The sequence below is a fragment of the Bradyrhizobium jicamae genome, assembly GCF_018130695.1.
In the GTDB taxonomy this organism is placed as follows: domain Bacteria; phylum Pseudomonadota; class Alphaproteobacteria; order Rhizobiales; family Xanthobacteraceae; genus Bradyrhizobium; species Bradyrhizobium jicamae_B.
Genome location: NZ_JAFCJX010000002.1, coordinates 225163 through 246262 on the forward strand (window position 1 = coordinate 225163; position 21100 = coordinate 246262).

The following is a 21100-nucleotide window of genomic DNA, read 5'->3' on the forward strand; positions in this document are numbered from 1 at the left end:
AAGGAGATGGGTATCGCCGCGAGACACCCATCCGAAGCCTCCTTTGTTCCGGCCGCTCAACCGGCCTTTGCGGCCGGAACGGCCGCCTGAACGCCTGCCAGGGCGGCCTGCAGCGCGGCTTCCTTGGTGTGGTCGAGCGAGGTCTTCAGCACCTTGCCGCCTTCGCCCTTCAGTCCTTCGAGAACCTTGTCGGCGGTCACCTTGCGCACCAGCACGAACAGGGCGGCCGTCCCGGGCTCGATGGCGGCCGCGGTCTGCTTCATCCATTTGTCGTCGATGCCGACATCGGTCAGATATCCGCCCAGGGTGCCCGAGGCAGCGCCGAGGGCTGCACCGGCGAGCGGCATCAGGAAGATCAAGCCGATCAATGTTCCCCAGAACGTGCCTGACACGGCGCCCGCCGCCGTGGTGTTGATGAGCTGGTTGAGCTTGATGTTCCCCTGCGTATCCTTCACCGCGATCACGGCGTCGCCGAGTTCGATCAGATAATCCTTCTGCATCGCCAGCAATTTCTGGCGAACCTGTTCGGCTTTCGCTTCGGTGGGAAAGGCGATGACGACGAGTTCACTCATGGCAATCCTCCTGCTTCGGCGGCCTTCATGCCAACCGCGCAATCGTGAGGCTTGATCTACATCAAGCTTTCCCGATCGGACGTCGTGCAGTTTGACCGCGCCACATCATTCGTTGAGGAGGACTTGCCATGCTTCGTAGCATCCTCGCCGCCCTGGCCATTCTGGTTCTGACCACGGTCTGCCTGATACCCGATGATGCCTATGCCCGCCGTGGAGGAGGCGGCGGCGGATACCGAGGCGGAGGAGGCGGGTTCCATGGCGGCGGCGGCATGCGCGCCGGCGGCATGCATGTCGCTGGCGGAAGATATGGTGGTGCGTATCGCGGCGGTGTGCGGCCCTCACACCCGATCGCGGGCCGCCCGATTGCCGGTCGTCCCGGTTATGGGGGCCGCCCGATTGCAGGGCGTCCGGGCTATCCCGGTTACGGCTACGGTGGCTACCGTCCAGGCTGGGGCTATGGCGCTGCCGCTGCCGGTGCTGCCGCTCTCGGCGCTTATGGGGCCTATGGCTACTATCAGAACCAGGGCTGCTACTACGACCAGTACGGTCAGAGGGTCTGTCCGAATTACCCGTATCAGTATTGATGCGGTCGGCCGAACGGGCCGGGGGCGCCCGTTCGGATTGCCTGACGGTTCATGAAGCGAGCTTACGGCTGGGGTGGCCGCGCCCAGGGCGCGGCCACAGAGCTCGCTGCCTGCGCGCTGCTGCGTGACCTGCCGGTGAGGCACCGGCCGTCAGAGCCATGCCGCTCGCAACGACATCAATCTGAAAAAGATCAGTCGGCCCTGCCGGGTCACGCAGGCGCATTTTGCCGCCCGACGTCGATCGCGCGTCGCCGCGACCGGTCAACGCAGCCCTGACTTTCGTAAATCAGCAAAATAACATCACGTTAGGTTTGGAGCATAACACGGTATTTGTGTTAATTACGTCGACCTCTATCCTGCGGTTGCTTTTCGAAATGTCTCGCTATCGCGGCGAATGTGGTGCGTCATCCGGGGATGACGCTCCGTTCGGATCGCCGCCCAACAACCAAAGAAGCCGTCCAACGGCCATCAGCAACATTCGTGGGAGGAATTGCAATGACGGGTGCTCAGACGGCCCACCATGCGGGCCAATCCAAGAAAGCGGCGGCGAGCGGTTGGATCGGATCCGCGCTCGAATATTACGACTTCTTCATCTACGCGACTGCGGCCTCGCTGATCTTTCCGCAGATCTTCTTTCCCTCGGACAATCCGACGGTGGCGATCGTCGCCTCGCTCGCGACCTACGGCGTCGGCTATGTCGCCCGCCCGATCGGCGCCTTCGTGCTCGGGCACTGGGGCGACACCCACGGCCGCAAGACGGTGCTGATCGTCTGCATGTTCCTGATGGGCATCTCGACCATGCTGGTCGGGCTGCTGCCGACCTACCAGCAGGTCGGCATGCTCGCGCCGGTGCTGCTCGTGATCCTGCGCCTGATCCAGGGCTTTGCGGTGGCGGGTGAAATCTCCGGCGCCAGCTCGATGATCCTCGAGCACGCACCGTTCGGACGGCGCGGCTTCTATGCGAGCTTCACGCTGCAGGGCGTGCAGGCCGGCCAGATCCTGGCGGCCGCCGTGTTCCTGCCGCTCGCGCACTACATGCCGACCGAGGCCTTCAACAGCTGGGGCTGGCGGATTCCGTTCCTGCTCTCCTTCTTCGTCATCGTCGCCGGCTACATCATCCGCCGCGAGGTCGATGAAACCCCGGCCTTCGCCGAGGAGAACAAGCAGGGCAACGTTCCGAAAGCCCCCATCATCCAGGCGTTCAAGCTGAACTGGCAGGACATGCTCCGTGTGGTCTGCATGGCCTTGATGAACGTCATCCCCGTCGTCGCCACCATCTTCGGCGCCGCCTATGCCGTGCAGCCGGCCTACGGGATCGGCTTCTCCAAGGACGTCTATCTCTGGATCCCCGTGCTCGGCAACATGCTCGCCGTGTTCGTGATCCCGTTCGTCGGCAATCTCTCCGACAAGGTCGGCCGCAAGCCGCCGATCATCGTCGGCGCGCTGCTCTCGGGCCTGCTCGCATTCGGCTATCTCTATGCGATCAGCATCAAGAACGTGCCGCTGGCGATCTTCATGTCGCTGTTGATGTGGGGCGTCGTCTATCAGGGCTACAATGCGATCTTCCCGAGCTTCTATCCGGAGCTGTTCCCGACCCGGACCCGCGTCTCGGCAATGGCGATCTCGCAGAATGTCGGCACCACCATCACCGCGCTGCTGCCGGCGCTGTTCGCCACCGTCGCGCCTCCCGGCTCGACCAGCATCCCGCTCACCGTCGGCGCCATCGCCTTCGGCATCACCGTGATCTCGGCGGTGGCCGCGATCTCGGCCCGGGAAACCTTCCGCCTCAACATCGACGATCTCGGCAATCCCGACGCGGTGCCGATGGCCAAGGCGGACTACGAGCGGAAGCGCGCCGAGGTCGCGGGCAATGTCGGTGTGGCTCACGCCCGAGCGTGAGGGAAGTCAGCGAAACTGCCGCCTCCTTACAGGAGGCGGCAGCAAGTCCCGACACTGAAGAATGGGTGAGGCGACATGACCCCCGAAGCAGAATTCCACCAGCGCGATCGTGACATTCATCCGCCGGCATCGACGCCGGTCTACAAGACCAGCGTGCTGCGCTCGCCACGCATTCCGTTGTGGTCGCTGCAGAACTCGCTGTCCGAGGTGACGGGCCCGGCGTTCACGCCGGCGGAGCTCGGGCCGCTCGACAATGATCTCGTGCGCAACTACGCCAGGCAGGGCGAGCCGATCGGCGAGCAGACCATCGTCCACGGCTATGTGCTCGACGGCAACGGCCGTCCCGTGCCGAACACGCTGGTCGAGGTGTGGCAGGCCAATGCCGGCGGCCGTTACCGCCACCGCAACGACACCTACATCGCGCCGATCGATCCGAATTTCGGCGGCTGCGGCCGGATGCTGACGGACGAGAACGGCTACTATTACTTCCGCACTATCAAGCCGGGCGCCTATCCGTTCCGCAACCGCATCAACAGCTGGCGTCCCGCGCATATCCATTTCTCGGTGTTCGGCACCGGCTTCGTGCAGCGGCTGATCACCCAGATGTATTTCGAGGGCGATCCGCTGATCCCGTACGATTCCATCATCGCGACGATCCCGGACAAGACCGCGGCGGATCGGCTGACCGCAAAGCTCGATCTCAACGCGTCCCGGCCGCTGGAGTGCCTGGCCTATCGCTTCGACATTGTGCTGCGCGGACGCCGCCAGACCTTGTTCGAAAACAGACTGCAGGGAGGTTAGCATGACGCCCACCCCGTTCACGCTGTCCTATTTGCCGGAAACGCCGTCGCAGACCGCGGGTCCCTACGTGCATATCGGGCTGATCCCGAGCCAGGCCGGCTTCGAGATCTTCGAGAACAATTTCGGTGGCGATATCGCCGGTCCCGACGTCGCCGGCGAGCGCATCATCATCGAGGGACGCATTTTCGACGGCGCGGGTCATATCGCCAAGGATGTGCTGGTCGAGACCTGGCAGGCCAATGCCGCGGGCCGCTACAACCATCCGGCCGACCGCCAGGACAAGCCGCTCGATCCCGCCTTCCGCGGTTGGGCGCGCACCGGCACCAATTTCGAGACCGGGCTCTACACGATCCGCACCATCAAGCCGGGCCCGGTGGCCGGCCGCAAGGGCCGCAAGACCATGGCGCCGCATGTCAGCTTCTGGCTGGCAGCGCGCGGCATCAATATCGGGCTGGCCACGCGGATGTATTTCGGCGATGAGGAGGCGGCGAATTCCGACGATCCCGTGCTCGGTATCATCGAGCAGCCGGAGCGGCGGAAGACGCTGATCGCGCCGCGAAGCGAGCGCGACGGGGCCATCGTCTACACGTTCGACATCCACTTGCAGGGTGAGCGGGAGACGGTGTTCTTCGACGTCTAGTCACAACGAGAAGGAAGCAACCAATGGCGACAGAACCGAACACCGCGCTCGACAGCCGCATCGTCTACGTGCTCAACGGCCCGAACCTCAATCTGCTCGGCAAGCGCCAGCCGCATATCTACGGTTACGAGACGCTGGCCGATGTCGAGGCCGATTGCCGCAAGCTCGCGGCCGAGCTGGGGCTGGAGATCCGCTTCCATCAGTCGAACCGCGAATACGAGATCATCGACTGGATCCATGAGGCGCGCGAGACGGCCTGCGGCATCGTGATCAACCCGGCCGCGTTCACCCATACGTCGGTCGCGATCCTCGATGCGCTCAACACGTTCGAGGGCGTGGTGGTCGAGGTGCATATCTCGAACGTGCACAAGCGCGAGGAATTCCGCCATCACTCCTACGTCTCGCTGCGCGCCGACGGTGTGATCGCGGGGCTCGGTACCCAGGGGTACAATCTGGCGCTGCGGCGTGTCGCGCATCTGCGGGACAAGGCGCGGGCATCGAAAGGCTAGCAGGAGAGACGGCGATGGCGATCAGCGGACACACCAAAATCATCGCGCATCTCGGCTATCCGACCGAGAGCTTCAAGGCGCCCCTGATCTACAATCCCTATTTCGACAAACACGCGATCGATGCCGTCGTCGTGCCCATGGGCTGCAAGGCGGAGGACTATCCCGCCTTCCTCAAGCTGGTGTTCAAACTGTCCAACATCCACGGCGCGCTGGTGACGATGCCGCACAAGATCACCACCATCGGGCTGCTGGACGAGGTCATGACGACGGCGAAGGTCGCGGGCTCCTGCAACGCGGTGCGGCTCGGCTCCGACGGCAGGCTGGTCGGCGACATGTTCGACGGCGAGGGCTTTGTGCGCGGCGTGCTGCGCAAAGGTCGCGTGCTCAGGGGCGCGCGGGCGCTGGTGGTCGGCAGCGGCGGCGTTGGCTCGGCGATCGTGGCGTCGCTCGCCAAGGCTGGCGTCGCCGAGCTTGCGCTGTTCGACGCCTATCCGGCGTCGATGAACAGCCTCGCGGAGCGGCTGCGCACGCATTATCCGCAACTGAAGATCACGGTCGGATCGAAGGATCCTGATGGATTCGACATCGTCGTCAATGCGACGCCGCTCGGCATGAAGGACGGCGATGCCTTGCCGATGGACGTGGAGCGGATCGCGCGGTCAGCGTTGGTCGGAGAAGTCGTGATGAAGCAAGAGATCACGCCATTCCTCGCCGCGGCGCGCGCGCGGGGCTGCGAGATCCAGATCGGCACCGACATGCTGTTCGAGCAGATCCCGGCCTATCTGGAGTTCTTCGGCTTCCGCACTACGACAGCGGACGAACTGCGCGAAGTCGCGCAGATCAAGTACTAGGACGTGAACTCGTTAACGCGCAGCCACAGCCGGATTGACGCGAGTTGGACGAACGCGAGGCCGTCGGCAGCGAGACGCCTAGATCGGCCTTGAGCCCCCGCGCCGATCACCGTAGAGTTGAAGACCTGCAAGCCAGCGGCGAGTTGCGAGCTCAAAGTAGGGAAATGGCTCGCCTCCAAAACTGAGAATGGCTCTTCCTATTGGCCCCTTGAATAGGTGACATCATCATGGGCATGGGTTTGGACCGCAAACCGCAGGTACGACGGATGCCGCCGCCCTCGGAAAGTGTCGTTGCGAGCTGGTACGAGAACGCCAGTCTGCTCGATAGCTACAGCATTGACTTGAGTGCATCGGAACAATCGAGCATGCGCGAGCTGGCGACGCGGACGCTCGTCAATCCACCCGCGTGGCAAAAGGCGTTGATCGCGCTGCGCGACGCCATCGTTACGCCCTTTGGCATCAAAACCTCCGATACGGTCAGAATCTCCCGGGACAGCCAAGAACGGGTGGACTTCTTCCCGGTGCACTGGGAGGGCAAGGACGAAATTGTGCTCGGTGCAGATGACCGACACCTGGATTTCCGGCTATCTCTGCTCCGACGCCATTCTCCAACCGGCACGTTGCTCATCGCGACAACGGTCGTGCATACCCACAATGCCCTGGGCTTCACCTATCTCAACGCGATCAGGCTCTTTCATCACCTGGTGGTCAGGGCCAACCTGGCACGCTGCGCACAAACACAACTGCAGTAGGGCAGAAACCTCCGGATCATGCTCTAGTATTTCGCGTCCTCCAGCCCGCAGAACGGATCGACCGGGCTGTTGCGATTCCAGGAACCGCGGCCCATCAGCAGATCGACGACTGCGGCCTGCATCGTGTCGATGGTGCAATAGGCGTTGATGTAGGTCGGTACCCGCGGCGCGTCGTAGAGGTGGTAGGGATAGCCGAACGAGATCATCGCGGTCGGGATGTCGTGCCAGTAGCGCCGCATCGCGCCGACGAAATCGCCCCCGATCCGCGCCCAGTCGAGGAAGACGCGGCCGCGGGTCAGCAAGGTCTCCTCGCCGAGCAGATACAGCACGAGGTCGAAATCGGCGGGTGAGGCGACCGGCTGCTGGGTCTGCACCGTCACCTCAAAGCCTTCGGCGGCCAGCATCTCCGGCAACTTGAACGCCAGCGGCGCGCCATGCATCGGGCTGATGATGCCGCCCGAGATCACAAGCACGCGTCGGTGCCGCGCCGGATTGAGCGGCAACAGGTTCTGCGTGTCCTTGACCAGGGTCGGCGCACGCCGCAGCGCGGCCTCTGCGATCGCCGCGTCGGACGCCCGCGCGAGCGTCCCGACCGGTCGCGTGGCCTCGTGCAGACCAAGTGCCGCCTTCAACCCCAGTACGCGCAACACCGCATCCTCGAACCGTGCGTGCGGCAGGCTGCCGTCCTCGACCGCGGCCTGCACCGCCGCCATGTCCTGCTCGGGCGCGCGGGTGAACAGGATCATGTCGCATCCGCCTGCGATCATCTGCGGCTTTGCGGATCGCGCCGTGCACCAGGAGGTGACGCCGGCCATCTCGCTGGCGTCGGAGACGATCAGGCCGTTGAAGCCCAGCCGGTTGCGCAAGAGCTCGATGTTGAGAAGCTTGCTCAGCGAGGCCGGACGGAAGGCCTCGACGCCGGCGTCAGGCAGCTGCGCCCTGGCGAAGGCGGGCAGCGCAATGTGGGCCGACATGATGGACAGCACGCCGGCGTCGATCGCGTCGCGATAGAGCCGGCCGAACGTCGCCTCCCATTCGTCCATCGACAGCGGATTGATCGTGGTGACGAGGTGCTGGTCGCGGTCGTCAAAGCCTTCGCCGGGCCAGTGCTTGGCGGTCGCGGCGACCTTGTGCCGCTGCAGCACCTCGATGTGAGCCCGTGCGTGGCGACGGACTGTCTCGACATCGCTGCCAAAACTGCGCGTGCCGACGATCGAGCTGCGGAAGGCGTGATTGATGTCTATCACCGGCGTGAACGACCAGTTGACGCCGATCGCGGCCGCTTCCTCGGCAATGATGCGCGAGATCTCGGCCGTCACCTCGACGTCATCGATCGCCGCGAGCGCCAGCGGGTTCGGCAGCTCCGTGCCGAACGGCAGGCTCATCCGCGAGCCCTCCAGGTCGGCGCTGACCAGCAGAGGCACCTTTGCGGCCGCCTGCGCCGCCGCGATCCGGGAGCGCTCGGCCTCGCCATCGGGCTCGAAGTAGCGGGTGATCCCGCCGGGGCGCAATCGCGCCAGCCGCTCGAGCTCGTCGGGATCGTTGCCACGGGACAGCAGATTGAACAGCTGGCCGACCTTGTCCGGCAGGCTGAGCGCCCGACAGGTGGTCTCGACCCAGGCGAGGGCGCTGGTGTCGAGATTGAACGGGGCCTGCGCGAGAAAGGATGTGTTCATGTCATGGCTTTGCGGAAGGGAGGGTGGACTGAACCTAGCATCCGCCGGACGCCGCGGCTACGCGCCGGAAGGCGCCTGACGACGCTGCAGCGCGCGCTGCGTCGGACAGAACCGAGCGAGAATGTGTGAAGCGCTTCATATTCTGCGGTGCGATTCGATCTTATCAACGCAGAGTTGAATGCATCGGCTCTGCCGCGCAGCGCGGCATTTTCGACCTTGACAATTAAAGGTTGTGGATATCCACTTCGATGATGCAGTTAGGTTTTTCTTTGACTCGGTGAGGATCGACGGCGGCAGGCGACACGCGAGGCGGGGCCCGATCCTGATCAGGGCCCAGGTCGAGCCGGAGTTGCTGCAATCTTCCGGACTATTGTTGTTCAGCTTTTAAGAAAAATTTTCGAGACGAGAACGAATTGTCGTTCGCAGGGCGGGGAAGATTGGTCCGCCACGTCGCAGGGAGGGAGCGGTGCGCAATCTTCGTCTGCTTGCAATCAGCGTCAGCGGTGCTTTGGGAGTCGTCGGTTTGGGAGTCGTCGGCTTGCTGAGTGGGGCGGCCTTGGCCGGCTCGCCGCCCAACAGCGACACGATCAACCCACCGGTTTCGAGCTGCAACGTGACGCCGGACACCGACAGATCGAAGACGCCGCCGGTGGCGACGCCGATCACCAAGGACCTGCTCACCTCGGGGCAGCCCTGCCAGCAGAATGTCAGCACGAAGGGGCTGGTCACGAGCGGGCCGGGGCCTGAGATGGCCAACCTGCAGCGCGGTTTCGACTTCTATTCCTGGCTCACCTTCATTGCGATGAACTCTCCGGCGGACGGCAAGGTCATCGGCCAAGGTCCGCGGCCCGGCGGTGACGCGAGCACCAAATGGGAGGACCTGCAGAACTTTCGGCCGCTTGCCGATGTGATGCTGGGCAATGGCGACAAGCCCGTCTGGGGCACCCGCAATGTGCCGGACGCCTGCAAGCCGCTGGATGGTCCAGGCAAGATCATCTTCCAGATCGGCGAAGAGGCCTTCAACCAGCCGTTCAAGACCGGCCCGCTGATCGATCAGGACGGCAATTATGCGCTGTTCGACATTCTGATGAACAAGCCGATGTTCGACTACATCGTCGACAATGGACTCTACAGCAAGCAGGGCCAACAAGGGTTCGGCGACACCGTTGAATTCCCGACCGGCAGCAATCCGGGGAAGGATCCGAATGGAAATCCGGTCCCGGGACGCATGGGCGCGATCATGCTCAAGGTGTCCTACCGCATTCTCGATCCGGTCAAGAACGCGAATCTGATCAGCCGGTTTCACACGGTCGACGCCCTGATCTATTTTCCAGGGCCGCCGGCGACCAAGCAGCCCAAGGCCTGTGTCGAGAAGAAGCTCGGGCTGGTCGGCTTCCACGTCGGCCACAAGACGAACTTCGCGCCGCAATGGGTGTGGACCTCGTTCGAGCACGTCAGCAACGCGCCCGATGCGACGGAGGTCGCGAGCGGCAATCTGTTGCCGCGCTACAATTTCTTCAGCGCGCTGTGCAAGCCGAATTGCCCGGCGAAGAACGATACGCCTCCGCAGCCTTGGGATCCCGACACCAGTCTGAAGTTCAAGGCCGACTACAGAAGCCAGGTGGTCAGGGAGAAGATGATCCCGGGCTTCGTCCAGCAAGAAGTGACGGACCTGAACAAGCCGTTCCGCGCAACCCTGAAGGGCTCGGTCTGGGAAAACTACATGCTGCTCGCCACGCAATGGCCGAGCGATCACGCCAGCAAGACCGATCCGCTCGGCGCGCCGGCGCCAACCTATCTGGCGAACACGACGCTCGAGACCTACAGCCAGGGACGAGTCCCGCTGGCGTCGTCCAGCTGCATGGCGTGCCACGGCAACGCGACCACGCAGCATGTGCCGGCGACGGCGTCTGACTTCACCTTCATCCTGGAGAAAGCGCAGAAGGCGCAGTGACAAAGCGGCACACACCGCCGCTGTGTCGGATGATAGCTCGGTCGATTCTCAATCGGCCAGCCGCAGGCAAGCCCCCGGAGGATATCGTGACCGATCTCACTCGACGAAAAATGCTCGGTGTTGCTGCGGCGGGAGCGGTGACTTCGCTCTCGACATCAGCCGAAGCGGCCGCGCCCGCTACGCCGCCCGCGGCAAGTCCGCTGCCCAATCAGGACGACTTGCGAGCGTTTGTTGCGCTGTCCTCGGTGCTGACCGGAATCGCGGTCCTCAAACTGGCGCCGACGGTCGATCCCATTCAGGTCAAGAACCAGTATTTCGACGCGGCAAAGGCCGACCCGGCTTTCCCGACCTTGCTGCAGATGGTTCGTAGCGATCCGGACCCGAAGAATCCGGTCGCGACCGCGACCAAGGTCATGAACGATCCGAAGCTCAAATTTCTCGGACGGAGCATCATCCTCGCCTGGTATCTCGGCGCCTGGTACGACCCAAAGAACCTTGAGACCTACAACCAGCCGGGTGACCACCCGTTTCCGCTTAATCCCGTGAAGGTTATCTCGGGTACGGCCTATACGCAGGGTTGGACCTGGCGCGTCGCGCAGGCGCATCCCATGGGCTACAGCGAGCTGCGCTACGGATACTGGGCCGAAGATCCGCTGAAGCTCGATGCTTACATCGCCTGATAGGGAGCTCCGAACATGTGCGCCGCGAGAATGCCGGATCCCGATGTTGTGATTGTTGGCTCCGGCATTGCCGGTGCACTGATCGCCAAGGTGCTGGCGACAGCCGGCAAGAGAGTTCTGATTCTTGAGGCGGGCGAGCAATTGCCGCCCGATATCAACGGCTACATGAATCGCTTTCTCAACGCGACCGCGAAGGTGCCAGAGAGCCCATATCCGCCGGAGCTTTTCGACGCAAAAGGCCTGGTCGACCCCAGCACCGTGAATGCCGGTCGTCCGACCGTGCTTAGCCTGGGAGCAAGATACAGATTCGGCGATTGGCAAGATCCCAAGCAAGCCTATTTGATCCAGCAGGGACCACTCCCCTTTGCCAGCACCTATGAGCGCATCAATGGCGGCACCTCACGGCATTGGCTCGGGACCAGCCTGCGCTTCCTGCCAAGCGACTTCGAAATGAAGACGCGGTTCAACCGCTTCGTCGACTGGCCGATCAAATACAGCCATCTGGAAGAGTGGTACGGCAAGGCCGAGCATGAGATTGGCGTCTCTGCCGATGTCGCGGATCAGTCCTATCTCGATATCGGCTTCAGCTCGGGCTATTCCTATCCGATGCCGAAGATCGTAATGTCGAAGGTCGACGCTGCGGTCGAGGCCGGGTTGTCCGGCCTGAAGATCTCCGCTCACGGACTCGACGACGTCAAATGGGCGGTAGCGAGCACGCCGGCCGCGCGCAACTCGCAACCCTATCAGAACCGCCGGGTTTGCGCCGGCAATACCAACTGCATTCCGATCTGCCCGATCCAGGCCAAATACGATCCGAGCGTTACGCTGGCCGACGCGCTGCGGACGGGCCGTGTCGATATCATGTACAAGACCGTGGCCTCGAAGGTCCAGGTCGACGAGAGCGGTCGCGTCAGTGGCATCGAATGGATCCGCTATCAGGACGAAAAGGGACCGCCGGTCGAACGCGGCAGTGTGACGGGAAACAAGAAGGTCTATATCCTGGCAGGCAATGCCATCGAGACGCCGCGACTGCTCCTGATGTCGACGAGCGAGCGGACCCCCGAGGGCGTGGCGAACCGCAAGGACGGCAAGGGCTTCGTCGGCAAATACCTGATGGACCATCCGCTCTATCTGGCCTGGGCGCTCGCGCCGAAGCCGGTTTGGGGTTATCGCGGTCCGCTGTCGACGGCCGGCATCGAGATTTGCCGCGACGGCAAGTTCCGCAGCGACCGCGGCGCATTCCGAATCGAGATCGGCAATGAGGGATGGAATTTTGCGCTAGGTGATCCCCACACGACCACCGTCGATTTCGTTAACGGGATCAATTTCAGCGGTCTCAATGGGGGCAAGTCGGACGACCCCAAGAGGGGCGAACCGAAGGCGTTGTTCGGCAGTCAGCTGGCGGACACCCTCAACGACAAATTAGCGCGCCAATTCCGTCTCGGCTTCTTGATCGAACAGTCGCCGGACGCCGGCAACAGAGTGACGGTGTCGGACCAATTCAAGGACCATCTGGGACTGAAGCGTCCGCAGATCAGCTACAACCTGTCCGAATACACCAAGCAGGGGCTGGCCGCGGCGAAGGACACCGCATCCGCTATTTTCAAGAACATGGGGGCCGACGAGTTCACCACAAAGCCCAACGCCGACGATCCCAGTACTTTTGAATGGCCGCAAGGCAGCACGGAGCGCATCAAATATTACGGCGCCGGACATCTGGTCGGCACCCACCGCATGGGCACCAGCGTGAACGATTCGGTCGTTGATGACATGCAGCGCTCATGGGACCACAAGAATCTATATTTGGTCGGCAGCGGCAGTTTCCCGACGGTTGCGACGGCAAATCCGACCTTGACGCTCGCGGCATTGTGTCTGCGAACGGCCGACGACATCGTCAAGAACTTCCCGAACCTGTGACGAGGCAAGAGGGCGGTGCAGCGACATGCATGGTTCTGATGTGAATACTGCCCAACGCAGCCGCGCCGGATGGCGTTCCGGCCGGCTGCGATCAGCGCTTGCCACCACCGCGCTCGTTGCAGCGCTGACAACGTTCGGAGCGGTGGCCGTCCGCGCTGACGATTGTCCGGCGAAACGCGAGCCGCGGATTCCGCCATCGGAACAGCCGGTGCTCAATATCGACAAGCACAAGAAGCAGTTGCTGGCGTATCAGGCCGGCAATTACGCCGACGATATTGCGCTCGTGATCGCCGACGCGCGCGCCTATGTCGAGCGCCGCGCCGATCAGGTCAAGATGCCCGCCGTGGTGCTCGACATCGACGAGACGTCGCTCAGCAATTGGGAAAACGTCAAGGAGAACAATTTCGGCTTCATCAAGAGCGGCCCGTGCACGCAGGAGCCGAACATGGCGTGCGGCTTCGACGAATGGATTCGCATGGCGGTGGCGCCGGCGATCGAGCCGACGCGAACCCTGTTCAATGCGATGCGCGCCCGGAATATCTCGATCTTCTTCATCACCGGCCGCCGCAACAGCCAGCGTGACGCGACCCTGATCAATCTCGATCACGCCGGATTCGAGGGCTGGACCAGGCTCGTCACCCGTCCCGACGCTGACGGCGGCTCGATCGTGCCGTTCAAGAGCGGCGAACGCGCCAAGATCGCTGCCGCCGGCTACACCATCATTGCCACGATCGGCGACCAGCAAAGCGACATCGATGGCGGCTTCGCCGAATGCGGCTTCAAATTGCCGAACCCGTTCTATTTCATCGATTGAGACGCTGCCCGGTGCCGCGCCGGGGCAAGCAAGGCCTGCTTCGGAGTCTCGAGAGAATGCTGGGAGCCCTGCAATGAGCGACGACAACAAGGTCAACCGGCGCGACTTCATCGCGACCACGACGGCGGCCGCGGGGGCCGCAAGCGCGCTCGGCGCAGCCGTCTCAGTGCCGGCGTCGGCGCAGTCCCTGCTGGCGCCGCCGCCCGGCTTCGACACCCAAAAGCCGCTGATCGAGAACTGGAACCGGCAGCTCGGCGACCTCGTCGACGTGACCACAGGGCTGCGGCGGGATGCGCCGGAGCTCGGCGATCCCGCGATGCGGGACCGGCACAAGATCTTCTGCTACCTCCTGATGAAGCTGATCGTCCGGTTCTGGAACGGCAACAAGAGGGGCCCGCTCGGCAGCTATCCGCTGCGGCAAGCGCAGCTCGATCGTCCGCAGCTGCCGGAAAAGCCGCAGCGCTATCGCGGCGAGATGATGGCCAATCCCGGGGGCTTGCGCGTCAACTGGGATCGCTATCTCGGCCACAACATCGCCTGCATCGCGGTCGACGGCAACGGCGAGATCATCGACTTCGATTTCAACCACAACGACTTCTTCCGCAGCTCTGCCGAGCACGCGGAGTCGCGCATGGTGCGCCGGCTGTTCAGCCTCACCGACGTGTTCGACGGCTGGAAGACCGGCAGGAAGCTCAGCGACAAGCCGCACATCGCCTCGCTCAATGACGTCACGCTCTATACGTCGCTGGAATCCTGCGCGCAGTGCTCGGGCGTGATGTCGCTCGCCGGCGTCAGGCAGATCATCTATCTGCAGAACGACTTCACCGCCTACAAGATCGGCAACATCATGTACAATCTGGCCAATCGCGGTGCGGGCGTGGATTCGCGCGGCGATCCCATCCTGGACTGGAAGGGCAAGCCGGTGCCGAGCCTGCCGGGCGCGCCGATTCCGATCGCGGGATCGGAAATCCAGCTCGATGAGTTCAAGAAGCTCAACGATGCCAACATGGCCTTCGCCCGCGACATCCTTGCTGCAAAGGCCGCCAACAATCTGAACGGAGCGTTCTTCGTTCCGGACAACGGCAAGCCCGATTTCGATCCGTCGATCACCTCGTTCCTGTGCACCGACGTGGCGCTGAAGATCTTCCAGGACGGCGCCGCCAGGCTCGACACGCTGACCCTCGATCCCGCCTCGCGCGATTGGAGGTTCCCGGACAAGCCAGACAACAAGCAAATCCTCACCAATCAGGATTGCCTCGACAAGGCGAAAGAGTTTTTCAAATACGCCGATATCGAGGGCTATCGCGGCTCGCCGCACAAGCTCTAGCCGGACGCCTCGTTGACCTCCCGCGGTCCGCGGGGACGTGCTGCTGCTCCATTGACGTTTCCGGGCCGAAACACGACATATCCTGTTCCGAAGACCGAGGAACAGGATATGAACGCGCCGTCAGTGATCGACCCCGCCGCCCCGCCGTCCACCAGCGAGGTCGTGCGCTGGCTGATCCACGACACGCGCGACGAGCGCTTCATCGACAACATCTTCGCCGAGATGTGCAACCGGCTGCAGCAGGCAGGCATTCCGATCAAGCGGGCGTCGCTGCATCTGTTGATCCAGCATCCGCAATGGCTCGGCGCCCGGATGATGTGGAGCGACGGGATGAATGAGGCCGAGATTTCGCGGGTCGATTTCGATGTCCGCGAGCGATCCGAATATATCGGCAGTCCCATCAACGAACTTCAGGAAGGGGCCGCCGAGTTGCGCGAGCATCTCACCGGTGATCCCGCGCATGGCCGCAAGCACGCGGTCTATGACGAGATGCGGGCGAAGGGGCTGACCGACTATGTGGCCTGGCCGATGTACCACACGCTCGGCAAACGTCATTTCGTGACGTTTGCGACCGACCGGCCCGGCGGCTTCGCGCCTGAGCAACTCGCCGGCCTCCAGGGCTTGCTGCCGGTGCTGGCGCTGGTCAGCGAGATCCGGATGAAGAACCGCCTGGCGCGGACGCTGCTGGAGACCTATGTCGGCTCACATGCCGGCGAGTTGATCCTGGCCGGCGCCACCCGGCGCGGCAGCGGCACCACGGTGCGCGCCGCGATCATGATCTGCGATCTCAGAGACTTCACCCGCATCTCCGACAATTGGCCGCGCGACGACGTGATCGATCTCCTCAACGGCTATTTCGATGCGATGTCGGAGCCGGTGACGCGCCACGGCGGCGAGATATTGAAATTCATCGGCGACGGCATGCTCGCGATCTTCCCGCTCGAGCAGAAGAATGCATGTGCCAACATGCTGCGTGCGGTGTCCGAAGCCCGTCAGGCCATGATTGCGCTGAACGAGAAGAACGCCGAGCTCGGCCGCGAGCCGCTCAACTACGGCATCGGCATCCATGTCGGCGACGTCATGTATGGCAATATCGGCTCGCAGAGCCGGCTCGACTTCACGGTGATCGGCCCCGCCGTCAACATGGCTTCTCGCATGGAAGCGCTGACCAAGCAACTCGGCAAGCCGGTGCTGCTGTCACGCGCCTTCGCCGACATCGTCAAGGACGATTTCGAGCTCGAGCATGTCGGCGAGCACAAGGTGCGTGGCTTCAGCGACCCGATCGAGCTGTTCGCGTATCAGGGGTGACCGACGCGGTCCGCGTCAGAGGACAACGTCCCGGTTGACGTTCTTGTACAGGAGATAGACCGATTGGCTGTGGCCGGTCGGATAGTATTGCTGCGGACAGAACGATCCCATCCAGATGAAATCATCAACCCAGATTTCGTGCCAGCTATCGCCAAGGTAATATAAGCCCTGGCCCTCGAGCATCAGCAGTCCGTGCTCCATGATGTGGGTCTCGACGGCCGGGAAGCAGACGCCGGGTTCGAAGAACATCAAATTCATCTCGAAATCGAACCGCAGGTCGCCCGTGGGTATCAGGTGCTTGAAGCCGCGCCCCTGCAGTCCGGTGTGATTGGTCACCGGCATGGATTGATGTTGAGCGACGATGGCCGGCGGCGTCGCGATGCCCTCGACCACCTCATAGCGCTTCTTGAGCGCGGTGATGCGCGCGGGTCCCGCGGGATGGCAGCGCATCGTGAAGGCGACGCCGGGCGGAACATAGGCAAAGCCGCCTTCGGTCAGCGTGGTCGGGGGTTCGGTGCCGATGCGGATGTCGACGGCGCCTGCCACGACGTAGAAGAAGTGCTGCAGGTCCACGCAGATCGGCTGGACCGTGCCGCCGGAGGGCTCGATCTCCAGCATGAATTGGGCAAATTCGGCGCCGAGCGACGGGGCTGCCAGAAAACGTACGGTCGTCGACGTCCACGCGGGCAGCCGGCTGATCAACACGCCTTCGGGCGGGATGAACGCGAAGTTGCGGCCGACAACGGCGCGGCTATGGCCGATCGCGCCGGGACGAACGATACCGGGGCGGGCGGGCAGGTCGGTCGGGTGCATCAGAGAGTCCTCGGGTGAGTTCGCAACGCCAGGGCGGCATGCGCAGCGCCGGTGAAAAACCGGACCGCCCGCGACGCAGGCGAATACGGTCTGGTCTGTACCGGATTGCTTGGCTTGTTAGACGAGAGCGTCCTACACCGCAACGACAGCCGGCCGAAGCCCAAGAAGTCGGCAAGACGCTCTAAGATTCGTCGTGGAAGGAAAGTCATGGCGCCGCGAGCTTCAGCTCAAGCGGCAGCTTGCAGCGGCGCAGGCGATCTCGGACGATCGTTCGTCGTCGTTTTCGCCTGCGCCGCAGACCGCGCTTACATTGCAGCGTTCGGTTGGCGGAACGCCGCTTCCATCTCGCGACGCACCCGCACCGCGAGGCTGTCCGGATCGTATTCGACGTCCGACCATTTCAGGCGCTGGCCCTGCTCGATGTCACCCTTGAGCTTGACCTGGTGGGCGAGACCGAGCGGCAGGTAGCCTTCCTTGAGGGAGGCATCGGCCGGGGTCTGCTTGCCCCAGACGCAGAAGCCGCCTTCGCCGTCGAGCATCTCGCCGGCCTTCAGCTTGCGCTTGGCGGTCGCGACCACGTCCGAGTTGAACATGATCGGCGCGCCGGTCGGCTCCTTGCGCAACGCGGCTGACGCAACGGAGATGCCGAGCTCGAGCCCGATCATGTGGATCGGACGGTACAGCGAAGCATATTTGCCGGTCTTGTCCGGCAGCATGCTGTATTCGCGGAAGCACTCTTCCGAATAGGCGCTGTCGGTCTCGAACACGACATAGGTGCCCATCACCAGGCTCTGCGGCACGTCGGTGCCGTCGCGATAAACCGAGGACGTGACCTCGGTGACACCAGATCTCTCCAGCATGCCGCCGTCGGATTTCGGTTTGCAGATCTCGGCGTGCTCGAAGCGGGTGGCGGGCGGAAAGGACAGGCCCTCGCTCTGCGCATGCAACCCGGTCGCATTGCACACCGCGGTCATCTCGATGCCCGACTTGGTGCCGTCGACGAACGAGTTGAACATCTTCGGATTGATCGAGTTGCGATCCTTGATCTTCATGTATTTGTCGAGGATGTCCCAGACCGTATCCGGCGTCGACTGATGATAGGTCGGGTGGTAGCGCGTGCCCTTGCCGGCGGCGACGACCTTGAAGCCGGCCGCGCGCGCCCAGTCGACGTGATCGGCGATCAGCGCCGGCTGGTCGCCCCAGGCCAGCGAGTAGACGACGCCGGCCTGCTTCGCCTTGCGTGCCAGGATCGGGCCTGCGACCGCATCGGCCTCGACATTGACCATCACGATGTGCTTGCCGTTCTCGATCGCCTTCATCGCAAAGCGGATGCCGGCGCCGGGATCGCCGGTCGCCTCGATGATCACCTCGATCGCGGGATGGGTGATCAGGGAGTCCGCGTTGTCGGTGACGATGGTGCGGCCGTGCTTCAGCGCATCGTCGATCGTGGCAGCCGCATACTGTTCCTCGGGCCAGCAGCCGAGCTTGAGCTGCGAGCGGGCGCGCGCGGTGTTCAGATCGGCGACGCCGACGAGGTGCATGCCGTCGGTCTGGCGCACTTGCGACAGGAACATCAGGCCGAACTTTCCGGCGCCGATCAGGCCAATGGTGACCGGCTTGCCGGCCGCCTTGCGCTCCAGCAGCATGCGATGGAGATTCATCTGGATTTCCTTAAGGGTTCCTCGGGTGATGGCGATCGTTGCGGCCGTGAGGTCCGGCCGTGCTCGCCTTGCGAGGAAAACCTAGGCAGCGAAGAATCCGAGGGCAATTCAGATTATCTGCCGCGACGATGTAGACGCGCTAAACAATCCGCCGATGTTGCTGCTCACTCCACGCGTCGCGCTCACTGCGCAGCCAGTCGAGAAAGGTCCGGGTCTTGCGGTGGCGCAGATGGCCGTGCGGGCAGACGATCCACTGCGTGGTCAGCGTGACCTCCGGCGGGTTCTTCACCGGGCAGACCAGGCGGCCGTCGCGCAACTCGCGCCAGGCCAGCAACTCGCTATCGAGGCAAATACCGAGGCCGTCGACGGCGGCATCGATCGCCATATGGCTGCGGTCGAACAGCACGCGCTTCCAGCGCTCGGTCGGTTCGATGCCGGCCTCAGTGAACCAGCGTGGCCATTGCATCTGCGATTTCACCGAATGGATCAGCCGCTGCTTGAGCAGGTCCTGGGCTTCGAGGCTGCCCGCCGCGAAAGAGGAGGGCGCGCAGAGCGGAAAGAAGCGTTCCTTGCCGAGGCTTTCGACGAACAGGCCGGGCCAGCCGCCCTCGCCATGGCGGATCTCGATATCGACATTCTCCTTGCGGAAGTCGGTGGGCTCGTTGGTGCCGTCGAGCCGCAATTCGATGTCTGGATTGGCGTCGACGAAGCTCGCGAGCCGCGGCAGCAGCCATTTGCTCGACACGCTGGGGGCGGCCCGCACCGTCAAGGTGGTGGCGGAGCGGATGCCGCGGACATGCTGGGTCACGTCGGTGACGTGCTCGATCTCGCGGCTGATCATCTCGAAATAGCGCTCGCCGGCTTCCGTCAGCGTGATGTTGCGGCCGACGCGGGAGGTCAGCGCGGTGCCGAGATGCAGCTCCAGCGCCTGGATCTGCTGGCTGACCGCCGAGGGCGTCACCCGCAATTCGTCCGCCGCACGGGAAATCGAGCCCGCGCGCGCCACCGCGTGGAAGACGATGATGGCGCGGAACGGTATCTGCATCGGGAAACCTTTTAGGCCAGCTAAAGTGGCGGCGAATATAATTCAATTGTCGCCCATGACCAGCGATCTAGGCTTCATCCTCAAGGCAACCCGCGACAGACGGGGCTGACGAGGAAACTGGACGGCGCTGGACGCCGGTCCGCCCGGGGGAAGGAACGCAAGGCAAGGCCTTTCACCAGACAAAGCGATTTGGACGACCCCGCCAGCGCGATCGCGCCGGCGGCAACGAACACGCGCGCCCAAACGGCGCTGCACCAGAGGGGAGGACTGTCGATGTCGGGCAAGCTGATTTCACGCCGCAATTTCGTGGTCGCGGCGGCGGCTGTACCATTGGTCACGATCCGCACCAGGCCTGCGCGGGCGGCCGAATTCGAATACAAGCTCGCCACCGGCCAGTCCCTGACGCAGCCGATCAACACCCGCCTCGACCAGGCCGTGAAGCGGATCAAGGAGGCGAGCGGCGGGCGGCTGGAGATCAAGTTCTTCCCGGCCTCGCAGCTCGGCTCGGACACCGATCTGCTGACCCAGATCCGCAGCGGCGGCGTCGATTTCCTCAACATTGCCGGCTCCGTGCTGTCGACGGTCGCGCCGGTTGCCGGCATCGCCAATGTCGGCTTTGCGTTCTCCGACTACAGCCAGGTCTGGAGTGCGATGGACGGCGATCTCGGCAGGTTGATCGCAGCCCAGATCGAGAAGACCGGCGCGCTCGTGATGGCCAAGCCCGCCGACAACACGTTCCGGCAGATCTCCTCGTTCACAAAGCCGATCAAGACGCCGGCCGATCTCGCTGGCTATCGCATTCGCGTGCCGGTGTCGCCGATCTTCACCTCGCTGTTCAAGTCGCTCGGCGCCAACCCGACCTCGATCAACTTCAACGAATTGTACACGGCGCTGCAGACCCATCTGGTCGACGGCCAGGAGAACGGCCTCGTCACCATCGAGGCCGGCAAGATCTACGAGGTGCAGAAGTACATCTCCGAGACCAACCACATCTGGGATCCGTTCTTCATTCTCGGCAACCGTCGCTCGGTGAAGGCGCTGCCCGATGATCTGCAGGCGCTGGTCCGCAAGGAGTTCGACCAGGCCGCGCTGGAGCAGCGCGCCGACACCGCCAAGCTCAACACGACCTTGAAGGATCAGCTGGTCGCCAAGGGTATTACCTTCGAGGCTTCCGACAAGGAGGCGTTCCGCAAGGGACTGTCGGCCGCCGGCTTCTACAAGGAATGGCGCGGCAAGTTCGGCGAGGACAATTGGAAGATCCTGGAGGCCGCCGCCGGGGCGCTGGCATGAGCGCCGC

The 21100-nt window shown here is 63.4% G+C and carries 20 protein-coding genes; 14 read left to right on the plus strand and 6 right to left on the minus strand.

The window, feature by feature from the left end; translation table 11 throughout:
- Nucleotides 1-56 precede the first annotated feature (56 nt).
- Nucleotides 57-572 carry a DUF1269 domain-containing protein gene (locus tag JQ604_RS03810; RefSeq protein ID WP_212353208.1) on the minus strand — a complete coding sequence of 172 codons (516 nt, stop codon included), beginning with the start codon at nt 570-572 and terminating at the stop codon, nt 57-59.
- A gap of 128 nt (nt 573-700) precedes the next feature.
- Between JQ604_RS03810 and JQ604_RS03815 the strand changes: the two genes are divergently transcribed.
- The 7 genes from JQ604_RS03815 to JQ604_RS03845 all read left to right on the plus strand — a co-directional run bounded on the left by JQ604_RS03815 (nt 701) and on the right by JQ604_RS03845 (nt 6608).
- Complete coding sequence (locus JQ604_RS03815; RefSeq protein ID WP_212353211.1) at nt 701-1156, plus strand: hypothetical protein; 456 nt, start codon at nt 701-703, stop codon at nt 1154-1156.
- A 495-nt stretch (nt 1157-1651) separates the two neighbouring features.
- On the plus strand, nt 1652-3055 hold the full coding sequence (locus tag JQ604_RS03820) for an MFS transporter (RefSeq protein WP_212353213.1): 1404 nt from the start codon (nt 1652-1654) through the stop codon (nt 3053-3055).
- 75 nt (nt 3056-3130) lie between these two features.
- Nucleotides 3131-3856, plus strand: coding sequence for a protocatechuate 3,4-dioxygenase subunit beta (gene pcaH, locus JQ604_RS03825; RefSeq protein ID WP_212353216.1), 726 nt, complete (start codon nt 3131-3133; stop codon nt 3854-3856).
- A gap of 1 nt (nt 3857) precedes the next feature.
- Nucleotides 3858-4496: a protocatechuate 3,4-dioxygenase subunit alpha gene (gene pcaG / locus JQ604_RS03830; protein WP_212353220.1), complete on the plus strand. Its 639-nt coding sequence runs from the start codon at nt 3858-3860 to the stop codon at nt 4494-4496.
- A 23-nt stretch (nt 4497-4519) separates the two neighbouring features.
- Nucleotides 4520-5005 (plus strand): type II 3-dehydroquinate dehydratase, encoded by a 486-nt coding sequence (gene aroQ, locus JQ604_RS03835; protein WP_212353223.1) that lies wholly within the window; start codon nt 4520-4522, stop codon nt 5003-5005.
- A gap of 14 nt (nt 5006-5019) precedes the next feature.
- Nucleotides 5020-5856: a shikimate dehydrogenase family protein gene (locus JQ604_RS03840; RefSeq protein WP_212353226.1), complete on the plus strand. Its 837-nt coding sequence runs from the start codon at nt 5020-5022 to the stop codon at nt 5854-5856.
- Between the two features lie 227 nt (nt 5857-6083).
- Entirely contained in the window at nt 6084-6608 is a 525-nt protein-coding gene (locus JQ604_RS03845; RefSeq protein WP_212353229.1) for a DUF2867 domain-containing protein, read from the plus strand.
- Nucleotides 6609-6631: 23 nt separating this feature from the next.
- Here the strand turns inward: JQ604_RS03845 and JQ604_RS03850 are convergent, their stop codons facing one another.
- Both JQ604_RS03850 and JQ604_RS03855 read right to left on the minus strand, forming a co-directional pair.
- Complete coding sequence (locus tag JQ604_RS03850) at nt 6632-8284, minus strand: glycoside hydrolase family 3 protein (protein WP_212353232.1); 1653 nt, start codon at nt 8282-8284, stop codon at nt 6632-6634.
- Between the two features lie 384 nt (nt 8285-8668).
- Nucleotides 8669-8953 (minus strand): hypothetical protein, encoded by a 285-nt coding sequence (locus JQ604_RS03855; protein WP_212353235.1) that lies wholly within the window; start codon nt 8951-8953, stop codon nt 8669-8671.
- On the opposite strand from JQ604_RS03855, the gene JQ604_RS03860 reads away from it, so the two are divergent.
- From JQ604_RS03860 to JQ604_RS03885, 6 genes are all read left to right on the plus strand, one after another.
- The gene (locus JQ604_RS03860; protein ID WP_212353238.1) at nt 8934-10238 is read left to right on the plus strand and encodes a hypothetical protein; all 1305 of its coding nucleotides are present in this window, start codon (nt 8934-8936) and stop codon (nt 10236-10238) included. The genes JQ604_RS03855 and JQ604_RS03860 overlap by 20 nt on opposite strands.
- An 86-nt stretch (nt 10239-10324) precedes the next feature.
- A complete protein-coding gene (locus tag JQ604_RS03865) occupies nt 10325-10918 on the plus strand; it encodes a sugar dehydrogenase complex small subunit (RefSeq protein WP_212353240.1) in 594 nt (197 codons plus the stop codon).
- 15 nt (nt 10919-10933) lie between these two features.
- Nucleotides 10934-12835, plus strand: a complete 1902-nt coding sequence (locus JQ604_RS03870; RefSeq protein WP_212353243.1) for a GMC family oxidoreductase — start codon at nt 10934-10936, stop codon at nt 12833-12835.
- 25 nt (nt 12836-12860) lie between these two features.
- Nucleotides 12861-13649 carry an HAD family acid phosphatase gene (locus JQ604_RS03875; protein WP_212353246.1) on the plus strand — a complete coding sequence of 263 codons (789 nt, stop codon included), beginning with the start codon at nt 12861-12863 and terminating at the stop codon, nt 13647-13649.
- 73 nt (nt 13650-13722) lie between these two features.
- Nucleotides 13723-14976 (plus strand): hypothetical protein, encoded by a 1254-nt coding sequence (locus tag JQ604_RS03880; RefSeq protein ID WP_212353248.1) that lies wholly within the window; start codon nt 13723-13725, stop codon nt 14974-14976.
- Between the two features lie 108 nt (nt 14977-15084).
- Nucleotides 15085-16284 carry an adenylate/guanylate cyclase domain-containing protein gene (locus tag JQ604_RS03885; RefSeq protein ID WP_212353251.1) on the plus strand — a complete coding sequence of 400 codons (1200 nt, stop codon included), beginning with the start codon at nt 15085-15087 and terminating at the stop codon, nt 16282-16284.
- 15 nt (nt 16285-16299) lie between these two features.
- On the opposite strand, the gene allE is transcribed toward JQ604_RS03885, so the two are convergent.
- The 3 genes from allE to JQ604_RS03900 all read right to left on the minus strand — a co-directional run bounded on the left by allE (nt 16300) and on the right by JQ604_RS03900 (nt 19803).
- Nucleotides 16300-17097 (minus strand): (S)-ureidoglycine aminohydrolase, encoded by a 798-nt coding sequence (allE, locus tag JQ604_RS03890; protein WP_212353254.1) that lies wholly within the window; start codon nt 17095-17097, stop codon nt 16300-16302.
- Between the two features lie 305 nt (nt 17098-17402).
- The gene (locus JQ604_RS03895) at nt 17403-18758 is read right to left on the minus strand and encodes an NAD(P)H-dependent oxidoreductase (protein ID WP_212353257.1); all 1356 of its coding nucleotides are present in this window, start codon (nt 18756-18758) and stop codon (nt 17403-17405) included.
- Between the two features lie 139 nt (nt 18759-18897).
- Nucleotides 18898-19803, minus strand: a complete 906-nt coding sequence (locus JQ604_RS03900) for a LysR substrate-binding domain-containing protein (protein ID WP_212353260.1) — start codon at nt 19801-19803, stop codon at nt 18898-18900.
- A gap of 273 nt (nt 19804-20076) precedes the next feature.
- Between JQ604_RS03900 and JQ604_RS03905 the strand changes: the two genes are divergently transcribed.
- Complete coding sequence (locus JQ604_RS03905; RefSeq protein WP_212353263.1) at nt 20077-21093, plus strand: TRAP transporter substrate-binding protein; 1017 nt, start codon at nt 20077-20079, stop codon at nt 21091-21093.
- Nucleotides 21094-21100 lie beyond the last annotated feature (7 nt).